Here is a 14,007-nt window from a genome sequence, read left to right as displayed (position 1 = left end):
TTTCTGTGCGTTCAACGCTATTCTGGCCTGCAAGCTGCGTCCGCACGTAGGTTTTACTACCATTATGGGACAATTCTCGTATTTCATACCCGTGATGCCGCTATGCGCCCACATTTCCTTTCCAATCCTTGGAGCAGCAAAAAAAGCTTCCCCGGCACAGGAAAGCTTTCATTTGGTCATATTGAAATATTTGGAGCGGTTAGCTGTCCAGATGTCTGGTGCAATTATGGAGGAGCGATTGCCACCCCTCACCGTCTCGCTGGAGAATGGAATAGGACAGGTTCCCCAGCTTCATATCCTCCAAGCCGCTGCAAAGCTCCTGCAGCAGCTGAGCGATAAAGCCGCCATGGGACACAATTAATATATTGCGCTCCTTCTCCCTGTGCAGGAGCTCCAGAACAGCCTCCCGCCCTCTTGCTCTTAACGCCTCCGTATTCTCGATCCCCGGTCCGCATTCCCGCCAATTGGAGCCCCAGCGCGCCAGACGCTCAGCCTCCGTCGTGCCTTCGACTTCTCCGAAGTCACGCTCGCGGAATCGAGGGTCCGGCGCAAGCACGGGAATATCCAGCTTCTCAGCGATAATAGACGCTGTCCGCCTGGCACGCTGCAAATCGCTGGATATGACTGCGTTCCAGATGGGAGCCTCCTCCGCAAGCCTGTTAGCTAATGACTGCGCTTGCTGGACGCCTGCTTCATTAAGCGGAATATCCGTTTGCCCTTGAATAATGCCCTGGGCGTTCCAATCTGTCTGTCCGTGTCTGACAAGGCCAATAATCAAGCTGCTTCCTCCGATCCTCTATTGCCAATCGCTGTGCCCCTAGCTTCGTGTTCGAGACAGCCAGTTCAAGATTAACAGCGCCGTCACCAAGCCCAGCAGCGATAATGCCACATAATATTGCGGGAATGTCGGCACCACCTTCAATACAAACGGGTCGCTGATGCTTGCCGTCGGCACCTCCGCATAGAAGCCGGCTGTCGTCAAGCCGCTGTCGCCTGATGCGTTGGCGGCTTCCATCAAGCCGGTCCACTCCTGTATTTCCTCCCCGACTCCAACATTTTTGTAATCGAATACAAACACAAAAAACGCAGAGGCGAACATAGCCATGCAAGCTGCTATCAGGATAGCGGCATTGCGCCGGAAATTTTTGGAGAAGTGGTAGCTTTTGCTTGGCACCGGCATGTACCAGGCTTCCTCCATATAAATCCGCTCCATTACCGTCCGGTTAACATGCTCAGTTGCCCCGATCATGGAAGACTCCTCGGAGAACTGTCGAAGCAGTCCGTCCTCCTCCGGCCATAAGCCGAATTGCTCGGAGCACACCTCACAATCAAGCAGATGCGCCTCAAGCTCGATTCTGTCCGCGTCCTCTTCCCCCATCTCCCAATAGGCGTCGAACTTCGCTCTCGCTTCCTCGCACTTCATCATGTATTCATCCTCTCGAAGGATTCCGTCGCCGGCATGTGTCCGAAATACGGCTCCAGCTGCGATTTGACGCTTGCTCTTGCCCGGAACAGAAGCGACTTGACGGAGCTGACCGTCTGGCCAAGAATGTTAGCGATTTCCTGATAGTCCAGCTGGTCATATTCCCTAAGAATGAGTGCCGAACGCTGCTTCTCCGGCAAATTGTTAATCGCTTCACGCACCATCGCCATTCGCTCGTTCCGCAGCAGCTGCTGCTCCGGCCCGACCTCCGAGGACGCGATTGGCTCAAAGCCAAGCCCCTCATCGTCAAGCGACACATTGGCCGCCTTGCCCTTCCTCAGCTCGCTGAGCACCGTGTTGCGCGCAATCGTATACAGCCACGTAGAGAAAGAGGCATCCATCTCCCTGAAGGAATGGAGACTCCGGTAAGCCTTATAGAACGTCTCGGAGCACAAATCCTCAGCCATCAACTCCAGCCGTGCGCTCTTCAGCATATGAAATATAAATGCCAATATCTTGCGTTGATAACGCCGCATAAGCTCGGAATACAGCTCGACATTGCCATCCTTAATCTCTCGTATTAACTGGGAATCAGTCATGACAGGCGAACCTCCCCCACCTGCGGCATCCTCCCGAACCTCTACATTATATTGTACCGGCCCGGGCACCAAAAGTTGCGCCCGCATCCAAATTTGTCAGACGGACGAATAGTATGTAATTCGAGTTCCGCGGGCAAATTCCTGCTTCATTCGACATAAGCTTGAAAACCTTCATTTTTCTCATTTGGAAAAAGAAAGGAGATACGTTCAAAAAAGCATAAAAAAAACCACTCCGAAGAGTGGCCAGCGCTCATGTTGAGCACTACAGATATTGGATAGGAGTGGAGAGAAACCATACTGTACCTTTATTATATGTATACGCTTCCAATCTGTCAATAAGCGTTTTCATTTTCTTTGCGGGAAAATGAAAACGTTATCGGGGCTATTCTGTTACGGATGAACAGAATAGCCGCTTTCCTCCAGCAGAGCAATGGCTTGATCCAAATATTCCTGGCTGCGGAACGACAGCCGGAGCACGCCAGGCAGATCCTCTCTGCTCTCAATGATCTGAATATTGCTGAGATTAATTCGGTTGTTGCCTAATAAGCTGGCGATACGCCCAATGATGCCGGGATGATCCGGTACGTCTACATAACAATCGAATACGGAATGAATCATGCCTTTCCTTCGCTCCGGCATGCGGCTGCGGAACTCGCCTGCGCTGCGGAACGCTTCCTCAATGCCAGCCGCATCCTGAAGCTCCAGCATATTGGCGAATGCGTCCATGCCGCTTCTCCAATCACGAAGCAGCCTCAGCAGCACCTGGCGATTATCCAGCAGAATATCCCTCCAAAGCGGAGGGTCGCCGGAGGCGATCCGTGTAATGTCGCGGAACCCGCCTGCTGCAAGCGATTCATACAGCCCATCTCTCTCATTATAGCCCCGAATTTGATTCACAAGCGCCACGGCGATGATATGCGGGAGATGGCTGATCGCACCAACAATATCATCATGCGAATCCGAATCCACCTTCACGATATTCGCTCTTGTATGAGAGAGCAGCTCCGTCAAACGGTCGATGGCCTCCGGAGGAGTCGACTCATCCGGGGTTAGCACGTAAAAGGCGTTCTCCAGCAAATGATAGGATGCCGCCTCCACGCCCGTGCGCTCCGAGCCCGCCATAGGATGGCCGCCAATAAATACGGCCTCCCCCAGGTCAATAGAACGTGCATAATGGGCGACAGACGACTTGGTGCTGCCTACGTCGGTAATAATACAGCCTTTCTTCAGCTTGCACGCGCTGAGCTTCTCCAAATATTCCTGAAGATTGCCTACAGGAACGCACAGGAAGATGAAGTCAGCGCTCTCCGCCGCTTCTTGAATCGACGTTGTGCCAGTATCGACAACGCCGCGCTGGATATACTTCTGAACGGAGCTTTCCCGATTGGAGAAGCCCACTACTTGTATGCCTGGCTTGCCCTTCAGGCATAACGCAATAGAGCCTCCAATGAGTCCGACCCCAAATATCGCTACATTCGTCATTGTTTCGTATTTACACCGTCACTTCCTGCAGAACTTGCTCCAGCGCTGCTACAAAGGCTTCATTCTGCTCAGGAGTGCCCACCGACACACGGATATAGGTCGGATAATGGGTCCAGTTGGCACGAATAATTACGCCTCTGCGCAATAGCCCTGTGAAGACTTCGCCGGACGGCCGCCGCACGTCTACCATTACAAAATTGCCATGGGATTCGAAATAGGCTAATCCCAGCCGCTGGAATTGAGCAGTCAAATATTGTATGCCCTCGTAGTTCGCCTGGCTGCAGCTTGCCACAAACGCGTCGTCGGATAACGAGGCGCGCGCCGCCGCTTGCGCTGCTCTCGTCGTATTAAACGGCTCGCGAACCTGATTAATGAACCGAACAACGTCGGGATGGCCAACACCGTAGCCGATACGAAAGGAAGCAAGACCATAAATTTTGGAGAAGGTGCGCAGCACCAGCAAGTTGCGGTACGAGCCAAGGAGGCGCACACCGTCGCTGTAAGCGGGGTCCTTCACATATTCGCCGTATGCCTCATCGAGAATAACCAGCACATGGTCAGGCACAGCGTCCATAAACGCCAGCAGCTCCTCATTGGAAACAATAGTGCCTGTCGGATTGTTAGGATTGCAGATCCACACAATTTTGGTGGCGCTTGTGACCTTCGCCAGCATGGCCGGCAAATCATGTTTGCCTTGCTTCAGAGGCACTTCGATAATACGAGCGTTCTCAATCTCGGCATTATGCTTGTATTGCGAGAATGTCTCATCCGCCATGATCGTCTCGTCCCCTGGCGCGAGGAACGCTCTGGCAGCCATTAGAATAATGTCGCTTGAGCCGGAGCCGAATATGATTGCATTTGTTGCCACACCCAGCTTGTCCGCCAGCTTTGCCGTGAGCTGCACGCTGGCGCCGTCAGGATAAATATGCGTATTGGACAGCTCCTCGATAATCGCCGATTTGGCGCTTTCCGAGAAGCCATAAGGATTTTCATTGGATGCCATCTTGATGACTTCCGAGAGTCCGAGCTCACGCTTCACGTCTTCCACCGGTTTGCCTGGCTGGTAGACGGGTAAATGCACGATGTTTGCTTTAGGCTGCATGCCCTTCACCTCTTCTATGTATTGAAGTGTAACAGTACTGCACTCCATTGTCTCATATCTGGTACCGCTTTGAAAGAGGTTGTTCACCAAGAGGCAAAAAAGACCCTTCCAATTGGAAAGGTCTCCATTGCTTATCAATTGTCCTGAGCCGCTGGCAGCAGTTACCCCTTTAACGAAGAGACGAACTCTCTAATCGACGCCAGACCCTGCTCCCGCGTTGCGGCCTGCTCCAGCATCGGCACGGCCTCTTCAATCTTGCGGACGATGGCGCTGCCTACGATAACCGCGTCGCATACCCCCTCGAAACGCGCCACCTGCTCGCGGCTGGAGATGCCGAACCCGATCCCGATTGGCAAATCAGTCGCTTCCCGAACGGTGGCCAGAAATTGGTCGATATCCGAATGGAAGTCCGCGCGGACGCCGGTTACGCCAAGCGAGGAAACGCAGTAGACAAAGCCGCGAGCCCTTTGGGAAATTCTTGTAACCCGGTCCCTGGACGTTGGAGCAACAAGCGGAATAAGATGAATGTCAGCCGCCTCCGCCATCGCGCGAACCTCCTCATCCTCTTCGATGGGCAGATCGGGAATGATCAGTCCGCTGATGCCTTTGCTAGCTACCAGCTCGAAAAACGACTCCAGACCAAACTGCAGCACGGGATTAAAATAAGTGAAAAGAATAAGCGGAATTTGCACGCCTTCTGCACGCGCGCGCTCTGCCATATGAATGCAGTCCGTCAGCGTTATGCTGCTCCGCAGCGCCCGGTCAGACGCTCTCTGAATGACGGGTCCGTCCGCAAGCGGATCGGAATATGGCACACCCAGCTCAATCATGTCGGCTCCGGCTTGCTCCAGACCTTTAATAATAGCAAGCGACGTTTCGAAGTCGGGATCGCCGACCGTTACGAATGGAATGAGTGCAGTCCGCCCTTCCTTCTTCAGTCTGGCAAATGCTTGATCAATGAGATTCATGGCTCTGACCTCCCAGGTAGCCCATAATGGCTTCTACATCCTTGTCTCCGCGACCGGAGAGGCTTACCACAACAATCTCATCCTTTGACAAGGTTGGGGCCAGCTTGACCGTCTGTGCAATGGCGTGCGCAGACTCCAGCGCCGGTATGATTCCCTCTGTGCGAGACAGCAGCTGCAGCGCCTCCAGCGCCTCGGCATCTGTAATCGGCACATAATCCGCGCGGCCGGAATCCTTCAGATAGGAATGCTCAGGCCCGATGCCGGGATAATCCAGTCCTGCGGAAATGGAGTGCGCCGGAAGCACCTGTCCATGCTGATCCTGCAGCACGTAGCTAAGGGAGCCCTGGAATACGCCGTGACGTCCTTTGGTCATCGTTGCGGCATGCTCATCCGTATCGACGCCTCTGCCCGCCGCCTCGACGCCGAGCAGCTTCACGCCGTCATCCTGCACGAAGGGATAGAAGATGCCCATCGCATTGCTGCCGCCGCCTACAGCCGCGACCACATAATCCGGAAGTCGGCCTTCCTCCTTCAGAATCTGGTCCCGTGCTTCGTCTCCGATAATACGCTGGAAATCCCTTACCATCATGGGATAGGGATGCGGGCCTGTTACGGAGCCCAGAATGTAATACGTATCGTTGACATGGCTCACCCAATAACGAAGCGTTTCATTGCAGGCGTCCTTCAAGGTACGCGTGCCGGATGTAACAGGAACGACCTCGGAGCCCAGCAGGTTCATACGGAACACATTGAGCTGCTGGCGCTTCATGTCCTCCTCGCCCATAAACACCTTGCATTCCAGACCAAGCAATGCCGCAATCGTCGCAGACGCGACGCCGTGCTGGCCCGCTCCCGTTTCTGCGATAATTTTTGTTTTGCCCATACGTTTTGCAAGGACGCCCTGTCCGATTGTGTTATTGATTTTGTGAGCGCCAGTATGGTTCAGGTCCTCGCGCTTGAGGTAAATTTTGGCTCCGCCAAGCTGCTCGCTCAGACGTTTCGCATAATACAACGAGGTAGGCCTGCCGGAATATTTGTGCAGAAGCTCCTTCACCTCTGCCTGGAAATCGGGATCCTTCGAATAATGTACATAAGCCTCTTCCAGCTCTAGCAGCGCGTTCATCAGTGTCTCCGGCACATATCGACCGCCGAATTTGCCAAATCTACCGCTTGCGTCCGGTACTTGAATCATGCTTCCATCACCCTTCTAACAAATAATCTGATTTTGTCGATATCCTTGCGTCCCTCCGTCTCCACACCGCTGGAGACGTCTATGCCGTCCGGGGCGTAGCCCTGAAGCAGCTCTCCCACGTTATCGGGGTTCAACCCGCCGGCCACATACAGCGGAAGGCCCAGCTCGGCCGCCGCCGTCTTATAAGCGACAATAGCCGGCCAGTGAAAGGTGTGCCCCGTGCCCCCGCCGGGCGCGTCAATGAGGAAAGCGTCTGCTGAATCGCCATAAGGAACGAGACGCTCGCGCGCTTGCTGGAGCAGCGTATCCGCCGCTGAGCCATCCCCGCCGCGAATAGAGAACACCCGCCACCGCTTGACCGCAGGGTGCTTCTCCTTGAGCTGCCGGCAATAGTCCGGAGACTCCTCTCCATGCAGCTGCACCACATCCAATGGCGCTTGGCTAAGAATGCTATCTATTTGCTCCAGGCTCTCATTCACGAACACGCCAACCGTTCTCGGGGGCTCCCCTTTGCTACCGCGAATGCGGCGAACCGCATCAAGCAGCTCCGGCAGCACTGACAGCTCCACTCTTCTTCTGCTTGGAGCCAATATGAAGCCAATCTCATGAATAGGCAGTCCGTCCAGGCTAGCTATTGTAGCCGTGTCTCGGAGACCGCAAATTTTGATTCGGGTACTCATTGCTTCACCGGGCCCATCAAGTCTTGGATGGCATGTCCCACATGCTCCTGGCGCATGAAATGCTCTCCGATCAGCACGCCGTGAGCCCCGATGGATTGCAGGTATGCCATATCCTCACGGCCGGCTATGCCGCTTTCACTAATGACGGTTACCTGCTTCGGCATCATGCCGATCAGCTTCTCCGTCGTCTTCAGATCCGTTGCGAAGGAACGAAGATCGCGATTGTTAATGCCTATGAGCGTCGCCTTATCCATGGAGAGCACCGTCTCCAGCTCTGCCGCGTCATGCACCTCGACAAGCACATCCAACCCAATGGATTTGGCCAGATCATGGAATTCCGACATTTGCGCTTTGGTCAGAATGGCTGCAATAAGCAGAATCGCATCCGCGCCAATCATGCGAGCTTCGTAGATTTGGCGGTAATCGATGGTAAAGTCCTTACGAAGCAGAGGCGCCTTCACAGACTCCCTAACCCGCATCAAATATTCGTTGGAGCCCTGAAAGTAGTCGCGATCCGTCAGCACGGAGATGCAGTCAGCGCCTGCAGCCTCATACGCGGAAGCAAGCTCCACCGGCTCGAAGTCAGGACGAATGAGGCCCTTGGACGGCGATGCCTTCTTCACCTCGGCAATCAAGCCCATGCCGCGATGCCGGCGATCCGCTGACAAGGCGGCCTCGAAGCCCTTGGTCGCAGGCAGCTCCTCAATCATCGCCTCATATTGAGATAGATGAAACCTGGATGCGAGCGCCTCAACCTCCGCTCGTTTCGTCGCTACGATTTTATCAAGAAACATGAGCCAACTCTCCTGTCTTCTGAATAAGCTGTTTGAGCTTCTGATTGGCGCGTCCCGAGTCTACAACGTCTCCCGCAAGCGCAACGCCAGCCTGTATTGTAGGCGCGAGACCGCCCAAGTATATGCATGCCCCCGCGTTAGCCAGCACGATATCGCGATATGCGCCCTGACGCTCTCCGCGGAAGACCTCTTCAATCAGTGCCGCGTTCACCGCAGGCTCGCCGCCCTGCACCTCGGAGATGGGATAACGCGACAGACCCAGCTCCTCCGGCTGAATGGAATAGGTGACGACGGCTCCGTCCTTTAATTCCGAGATTTGGGTAGCGGCGGAGATGCTGATCTCATCCAGCCCGTCATGGCTGCTGACGACCATTGCACGCTTCAGCCCAAGATCCTTCAATACCTCGGCTATCGTCTCCGTGCGGGAGCGGTCGTACAGGCCCAGCAGCTGGCGGTCTGCGCCAGCGGGATTCGTAAGCGGCCCCAGCATATTGAAGATCGTACGGATGCCGAGCTCTCTGCGTGGTCCCGCTGCGTGCTTCATCGAAGGGTGGTACAGCTGGGCGAACATGAAGCAAATGCCAATCTCCTGCAGACAGGAGGCTGCCTGCTCAGGCGTAAGCGTGATCGTTACACCAAGCGCTTCAAGCACGTCCGCGCTGCCCGATTTGCCCGACATCGCCCGATTGCCATGCTTCGCGACTCGAATGCCGGCCGCAGAGGCAATGATGGAGGACGCTGTGGAAATATTGAATTTGTGTATGCCTGATCCGCCCGTGCCGCATGTGTCAAGCAAGCCCTCCTGCTCGGTTCTGACGTGGCTGGCATGCTCTCTCATCAGCTCCGCGAAGCCCGTGATTTCATCCTTTGTTTCGCCCTTCATGCGCAGGGCGGCAGCGATCGCGCCGATCTGCGCGCCAGTTGCTTCGCCCTTCATGATCAGGCTCATGACGCCGCCCGCTTCCGCCCGCGTCAGATGCTGTCCTGTTATGACCTTGTTTAACGCCGCTTGCATCGTAATGATGTCGCTCATTCCAGCTCAGCCCCTCCTCCGCCGGAAGTCTTCACTTCATAATCCGTGTTGACAGCAGCCGCGATCAGCTCGCCCTTAGCCGGCTTGCCGAAGCTGGCTTCCGCAGCTCGAATCGCCTTCAGCATGCCCTTGGCTTTGTTCACCGTCTCCATATATTCGTTCTCCGGCACGGAGTCCCAGACAATGCCCGCTCCGCTCTGTACGTAAGCCTTGCCATGCTTGAATATAATGGTTCGTATCGTAATGCAGGTATCCATGGAGCCGCCGAAGCCGAGATAGCCGATAGCGCCCGCGTAGGCGCCTCTGGCTTCGTTCTCCAGCTCCGCAATAATTTCCATGGCGCGCAGCTTAGGCGCCCCGGATACCGTTCCTGCCGGCAAGCAGGAAATAAATGCGTCGAAAAAGTCCTTGTCGGAGCGAAGCTTGCCCGATACGTTCGACACGATATGCATAACATGGGAATATCGTTCGATCTCCATGAAGGAATCGCAGCGAACCGAACCGAATTCCGATACGCGTCCGATATCGTTGCGTCCCAGATCCACCAGCATCAGATGCTCGGCGCGCTCCTTCTCGTCTGCCAGCAGATCCAGCTCCAGCGCATGATCCTCCTCCGGCGTCTTGCCTCTTGGCCTTGTTCCCGCGATCGGCCGCGTCTCGACACGATCATTGGCGACCTTGACCAACGCCTCGGGTGACGTTCCGACGATCACCTCATCGCCCATCTTCAAATAATACATATAGGGAGACGGGTTCATCGTGCGCAGCACCCGGTACACAAGCAGCGGATCGATATCCGTCTCAATGCTGAAGCGCTGGGACAGCACCACCTGGAAGATATCCCCTGCGCGAATATATTGTTTGGCCTTGTCAACGTTCGCCATAAATTGTTCCTTGGTCAAGTTGGATTGCACATCCCCAAGATCAGGATCGACAGGCACCGCGGCAGTTGGAGACGCCAGGCTCGGTACGGGCTGCTGCAGGCGAGCGATCGTCGCTTCGATCTTCGCGACTGTCTCCTCGTAGGCAGCCGCAATTTCATTGTCCGTTGCGCCGCTGGCGATATGCACATTGCCTACTATCTGAAGCTGCTGCTTGAAATGGTCGAACACGATGACTTGGTCGCAGAACATAAATTGCATATCGTTCATATTCAAGTCATCTATGCGATGAGCGGGCAGCTTCTCGTAATATTGCAGCAGATCATAGCCAAAAAATCCGATCGCTCCGCCCGTGAATGGAGGCAGCACGCTGCTGGAAGGACTGCGGAAAGCGCGAAGCTTCGCCTTCAGCAGCTCAATTGGCTTCTCGCGCAGCGAGGTTTTTACACCATTATGCTCCAGAATCAACTCGCCATGCTTGCCATACAGCTTCATAAAGGGATCCGTGCCGATGAACGAATAGCGGGCCCACTTCGCGCCCCCCTCCACGCTTTCCAGCAGGAAGGCATGCTCCTCCGATGCAAAATGCTGAAACAGCCGGATTGGCGTCTCCGTATCCGCCATGACGTACCGAACGATCGGGATCAGGTTGTACGTTCCAGCCAGTTGAATAACTTGGTTCAATTCGTTGGACATTCGTATGCGACCTCCATCTCTTTATCATACCGGCCAGGAGTTTCATGAAAAAAAGCTCCTGCCGCAGCAGGAGCTGTTCATTTGATGATAGCATAGATCTGCCAAGCATAAGACAATGTTCACTTTAATACGGCAAAGAGCAACAGTCGACGGACAGCCTGCTGCCATTCGTCAAATTGCGCGCTTACCGCGTACAGAACCTTGTCCCCTGCGGGCCATCTCTAAACTCATCTCATCTCATCTCAGCTAAAAACCTACTCTGGCTCAACTCACTTCTGATTTTAACTATAATGCACCCGGTCCGCTTCCGTCAACCGTTCAGTTAGCTTTCGACAAATCCGGACGAAGCACGCGAGCGCCGCCCAGGTAGACATGGCGAATTTCCTGCTGTGTTTTGTCCGTATTGACAAGCACCATCAGACGAATACACTTCTCCAGACTCCCCTTGACGGGCACCTCCAGCGCGCACATAAGCGGCACCAACTCCCAGCCTGGCAGCTGGCGAATGGCTTGTGCCGGGAACGCCTCGTCCAGGTCGTTCGTCACTGTGATCAGCACGCTGCAAATGTCGGCGGGATCCAGCTCGTTCTGCTTCATGAGATCGGCAGTCATCGCCAGCGTCGCGTCGGCGATCAGCCTGCCTTCGTTCGCCTCGACTGTTATTGCGCCTCGAATTCCCCGTACACTCATATCCCTTCAGCCTCCAGTTTCAGTTGTTCCACAATTTCTCTTACCCATTCAACGGACACATCGGATTTAATCTCCACCTTGCCGATTGCCGTAGGCACAACAAACACCATCTTGCCTTCCTTGAACTTCTTATCGTGCATCATTGCCGCCATAATGTCGTCAACGTCATAATGCTTTGGCAGCGATACCGGAAGGCCGCATTTGGCGAGTACCCGCTTGGTCGTTGTATACACTTCCTCTGGCGCGCCATAACGGAGTCCCAGCTTGGCGGAGCCGATCATGCCGATCGAAATCGCCTCCCCGTGAAGCATCTCATTATAGCCCGCCACCGCCTCAATGGCATGGCCGATCGTGTGGCCCAAATTCAGAATAGCCCGAAGTCCCATCTCCTTCTCATCCTCGGAGACAACGGCCGCTTTCACGCTGCAGCCCTTGTACAGGGCATAGCCCAAGGCATCGGGATCAAGCGCGAGCAGCTTCTCCGCATGGGCTTCGCACCATTCTACAAACGTTTCATCCCAGATCAGCCCATGCTTGACGACCTCGGACAAGCCGGAGCTGATATCCCGCGGCGGAAGCGTCTGCAACGTATTCAAGTCGTATAAAACAAACTCCGGCTGATGGAACGCGCCGATAATATTTTTGGCTTCGGGATGATTGACTGCCACCTTGCCGCCGACGCTGCTGTCATGGGCCAAGATAGTGGTCGGAACCTGAATAAACGGAATGCCCCGCATATAAGAAGCCGCTACAAAGCCAGCCAGATCGCCCACCACGCCGCCGCCGAGCGCGACGATTGCGGATTTGCGATCGAGTCCCGCATCCAGCGCTTTCCCGACGAGCTCCTCCAGCATGGACAATGACTTGGAGCTCTCCCCTGCCGGCACTACAGCGCTTGCAATGGCATAGCCGGCGTCCTTCAGCACCTGCTCCAGCTTCGCCAGATAGCGTGATGCGACATTGGAATCCGCAATGATAAGCAAGGGGGATTTCTGTCCGATACCGTGCTTGCGGAAATAAGTGCCCGCCTGCTCCAGCAAGCCTTCTCCTATATAAATAGGGTAGGAGCGCTCGCCTAAATCTACCTTCAGCTCTCTCATACGGCCGCACCTGCTTTCAGCAGCCGACCATGGGCCCGATTGACGAACGATTGCGCGTCCGATTGGTTGTACGTTGTGAACCTCAAGCCAGCTCCTCCTTCAGCGCAGGAATGCGCCAACGCGACCCTGCTGTTATGTAATCCCCTTAAACATCTTGACTCATTATAGTACAGGGATGCCGCTTTGACAAGAAATCTCGCGCTCCGCAACACCCCTTAGCAGGCTGGAGCAAGCCCGGGCAAAGAGAAGGCCGGAGACGGGTTCCGCTTCTGGAACCCTGTGCTCCGGCCTTATTCGCCATGCTTGTTAGGTTAAGCTTCTGACTGTTGCCTGCTCACGCGCTATGGGCATATCGTACGACAGCTTGGCATCGCTGATCAGCTTAGCCGCCTGCCGGCTGTCCACGCCAATGATTTGCGCGCATTCTTGAATCGTAATCAAGCCGCGGCGATATGCCGCTATAACCTTGCGTTTATCCATCTTCAATCTCCCTTCACGTAGAAGTTGCCTACGATTAGTATAGGAGAACATGGAAATCGGTATACATCCTAACTATACCTTGCGGTAGAAGAACGTGTCCGCCGTCTCGAAGCCGTACTGGCTTGGCGAAAAAATCTGCTCCGTGCTGCCGACAAACAAGATGCCTCCCGGCTTCAGCGCACCGGCAAACTTATGGTACAGGCCATGCTTGGCTTCCTCGGTAAAATAAATCATAACATTGCGGCATACAATGAGGTCGAAGCCCTTGTCGAATGGATCATGCAGCAGATTGCCTTGCTTGAACTGGACCATTTTTTTCAACGTGTCCGATACCAGATACGCCCCCTCGGACGGCTGAAAATATTTGGTCCGGCATTCCGCGGGCACGTCTCGCAGCGAACGCTCCAGGTAGCTGCCTTCCCGCGCTTTCTCCAGCACCCCGTTGTCGAGATCGGTTGCAAGCAGGGACGCTTTCCCTTGGGCGTTAAGCTCGGACAGGATCATCGCAAGGGTATAGGGCTCCTCGCCCGTGGAGCAGGCCGCGCTCCATATCTTCACCCTGGCATTTGCCGCTAGCATCTCAGGCAGGAATCGGCTTCTCAGCACCTCCCAGCGAGTGGGATTACGCCAGAATTCAGAGACGTTAATCGTCATGCGATCCAAAAATTCATTCAGCAGCGTTTTGTTCTGCTCAATCGCAGCATAATACTGCTCGAAGGTGGAGAAGCCGTTTTTCATGCGGAGCGTTGTCAGCCGCCGCTTCATCTGTGCTTCCTTGTATTGGGATAAATCGATGTTCGTCTTCCCTTTAATACGGGCAATAAATTGCGAGAAGTCCAGATCCTCTGTCATAGAAGCCCTCCGTCATGGATGCGAATGATCGCTTT

At 54.7% G+C, this 14,007-nt stretch carries 15 protein-coding genes; all 15 read right to left on the bottom strand.

Annotated features, from left to right (window positions below; all coding sequences use genetic code 11):
• Positions 1 to 199 precede the first annotated feature (199 nt).
• The 15 genes from AB1S56_RS11685 to AB1S56_RS11615 all read right to left on the bottom strand — a co-directional run bounded on the left by AB1S56_RS11685 (position 200) and on the right by AB1S56_RS11615 (position 13,972).
• Complete coding sequence (locus AB1S56_RS11685; protein WP_340867615.1) at positions 200 to 778, bottom strand: histidine phosphatase family protein; 579 nt, start codon at positions 776 to 778, stop codon at positions 200 to 202.
• Between the two features lie 39 nt (positions 779 to 817).
• Positions 818 to 1,426: a hypothetical protein gene (locus AB1S56_RS11680; protein ID WP_340867616.1), complete on the bottom strand. Its 609-nt coding sequence runs from the start codon at positions 1,424 to 1,426 to the stop codon at positions 818 to 820.
• A complete protein-coding gene (locus AB1S56_RS11675; protein ID WP_340867617.1) occupies positions 1,423 to 2,022 on the bottom strand; it encodes a sigma-70 family RNA polymerase sigma factor in 600 nt (199 codons plus the stop codon). Before AB1S56_RS11675 ends, AB1S56_RS11680 begins: the two co-directional genes overlap by 4 nt.
• Before the next feature lie 390 nt (positions 2,023 to 2,412).
• Positions 2,413 to 3,504, bottom strand: coding sequence for a prephenate dehydrogenase (locus AB1S56_RS11670; RefSeq protein WP_340867619.1), 1,092 nt, complete (start codon positions 3,502 to 3,504; stop codon positions 2,413 to 2,415).
• Between the two features lie 10 nt (positions 3,505 to 3,514).
• Positions 3,515 to 4,606: a histidinol-phosphate transaminase gene (hisC, locus tag AB1S56_RS11665; protein WP_340867620.1), complete on the bottom strand. Its 1,092-nt coding sequence runs from the start codon at positions 4,604 to 4,606 to the stop codon at positions 3,515 to 3,517.
• A gap of 161 nt (positions 4,607 to 4,767) precedes the next feature.
• Positions 4,768 to 5,574 carry a tryptophan synthase subunit alpha gene (gene trpA, locus AB1S56_RS11660; RefSeq protein WP_340867621.1) on the bottom strand — a complete coding sequence of 269 codons (807 nt, stop codon included), beginning with the start codon at positions 5,572 to 5,574 and terminating at the stop codon, positions 4,768 to 4,770.
• On the bottom strand, positions 5,561 to 6,766 hold the full coding sequence (gene trpB / locus AB1S56_RS11655; RefSeq protein ID WP_340867622.1) for a tryptophan synthase subunit beta: 1,206 nt from the start codon (positions 6,764 to 6,766) through the stop codon (positions 5,561 to 5,563). Before trpB ends, trpA begins: the two co-directional genes overlap by 14 nt.
• On the bottom strand, positions 6,763 to 7,446 hold the full coding sequence (locus AB1S56_RS11650) for a phosphoribosylanthranilate isomerase (protein ID WP_340867624.1): 684 nt from the start codon (positions 7,444 to 7,446) through the stop codon (positions 6,763 to 6,765). Before AB1S56_RS11650 ends, trpB begins: the two co-directional genes overlap by 4 nt.
• Entirely contained in the window at positions 7,443 to 8,240 is a 798-nt protein-coding gene (gene trpC / locus AB1S56_RS11645) for an indole-3-glycerol phosphate synthase TrpC (protein ID WP_340867625.1), read from the bottom strand. The genes AB1S56_RS11650 and trpC overlap by 4 nt, the downstream gene beginning before the upstream one ends.
• A complete protein-coding gene (gene trpD, locus AB1S56_RS11640) occupies positions 8,230 to 9,273 on the bottom strand; it encodes an anthranilate phosphoribosyltransferase (RefSeq protein ID WP_340867626.1) in 1,044 nt (347 codons plus the stop codon). The genes trpC and trpD overlap by 11 nt, the downstream gene beginning before the upstream one ends.
• Positions 9,270 to 10,850, bottom strand: a complete 1,581-nt coding sequence (gene trpE, locus AB1S56_RS11635; protein ID WP_340867628.1) for an anthranilate synthase component I — start codon at positions 10,848 to 10,850, stop codon at positions 9,270 to 9,272. Before trpE ends, trpD begins: the two co-directional genes overlap by 4 nt.
• A 318-nt stretch (positions 10,851 to 11,168) precedes the next feature.
• Complete coding sequence (aroH, locus tag AB1S56_RS11630; protein WP_340867629.1) at positions 11,169 to 11,540, bottom strand: chorismate mutase; 372 nt, start codon at positions 11,538 to 11,540, stop codon at positions 11,169 to 11,171.
• Complete coding sequence (gene aroB, locus AB1S56_RS11625; RefSeq protein WP_340867631.1) at positions 11,537 to 12,640, bottom strand: 3-dehydroquinate synthase; 1,104 nt, start codon at positions 12,638 to 12,640, stop codon at positions 11,537 to 11,539. The genes aroH and aroB overlap by 4 nt, the downstream gene beginning before the upstream one ends.
• 306 nt (positions 12,641 to 12,946) lie before the next feature.
• Complete coding sequence (locus AB1S56_RS11620) at positions 12,947 to 13,120, bottom strand: hypothetical protein (protein ID WP_340867632.1); 174 nt, start codon at positions 13,118 to 13,120, stop codon at positions 12,947 to 12,949.
• A 72-nt stretch (positions 13,121 to 13,192) separates the two neighbouring features.
• Entirely contained in the window at positions 13,193 to 13,972 is a 780-nt protein-coding gene (locus AB1S56_RS11615) for a protein-glutamate O-methyltransferase CheR (protein WP_340867633.1), read from the bottom strand.
• Positions 13,973 to 14,007 lie beyond the last annotated feature (35 nt).

It is taken from the genome of Paenibacillus sp. PL2-23, assembly GCF_040834005.1.
GTDB lineage: Bacteria > Bacillota > Bacilli > Paenibacillales > Paenibacillaceae > Pristimantibacillus.
Note: the sequence above shows the minus strand (reverse complement) of the source record. Positions and strands in the feature narration are given on the sequence as shown.

What these genes read in the sequence shown, in the direction of transcription:
- AB1S56_RS11680 (WP_340867616.1), bottom strand. Translation starts at nt 1,426, where the DNA reads ATGATGAAGTGCGAGGAAGCGAGAGCGAAGTTCGACGCCTATTGGGAG.
- AB1S56_RS11675 (WP_340867617.1), bottom strand. Translation starts at nt 2,022, where the DNA reads ATGACTGATTCCCAGTTAATACGAGAGATTAAGGATGGCAATGTCGAG.
- AB1S56_RS11670 (WP_340867619.1), bottom strand. Translation starts at nt 3,504, where the DNA reads ATGACGAATGTAGCGATATTTGGGGTCGGACTCATTGGAGGCTCTATT.
- hisC (WP_340867620.1), bottom strand. Translation starts at nt 4,606, where the DNA reads ATGCAGCCTAAAGCAAACATCGTGCATTTACCCGTCTACCAGCCAGGC.
- trpA (WP_340867621.1), bottom strand. Translation starts at nt 5,574, where the DNA reads ATGAATCTCATTGATCAAGCATTTGCCAGACTGAAGAAGGAAGGGCGG.
- trpB (WP_340867622.1), bottom strand. Translation starts at nt 6,766, where the DNA reads ATGATTCAAGTACCGGACGCAAGCGGTAGATTTGGCAAATTCGGCGGT.
- AB1S56_RS11650 (WP_340867624.1), bottom strand. Translation starts at nt 7,446, where the DNA reads ATGAGTACCCGAATCAAAATTTGCGGTCTCCGAGACACGGCTACAATA.
- trpC (WP_340867625.1), bottom strand. Translation starts at nt 8,240, where the DNA reads ATGTTTCTTGATAAAATCGTAGCGACGAAACGAGCGGAGGTTGAGGCG.
- trpD (WP_340867626.1), bottom strand. Translation starts at nt 9,273, where the DNA reads ATGAGCGACATCATTACGATGCAAGCGGCGTTAAACAAGGTCATAACA.
- trpE (WP_340867628.1), bottom strand. Translation starts at nt 10,850, where the DNA reads ATGTCCAACGAATTGAACCAAGTTATTCAACTGGCTGGAACGTACAAC.
- aroH (WP_340867629.1), bottom strand. Translation starts at nt 11,540, where the DNA reads ATGAGTGTACGGGGAATTCGAGGCGCAATAACAGTCGAGGCGAACGAA.
- aroB (WP_340867631.1), bottom strand. Translation starts at nt 12,640, where the DNA reads ATGAGAGAGCTGAAGGTAGATTTAGGCGAGCGCTCCTACCCTATTTAT.
- AB1S56_RS11620 (WP_340867632.1), bottom strand. Translation starts at nt 13,120, where the DNA reads ATGGATAAACGCAAGGTTATAGCGGCATATCGCCGCGGCTTGATTACG.
- AB1S56_RS11615 (WP_340867633.1), bottom strand. Translation starts at nt 13,972, where the DNA reads ATGACAGAGGATCTGGACTTCTCGCAATTTATTGCCCGTATTAAAGGG.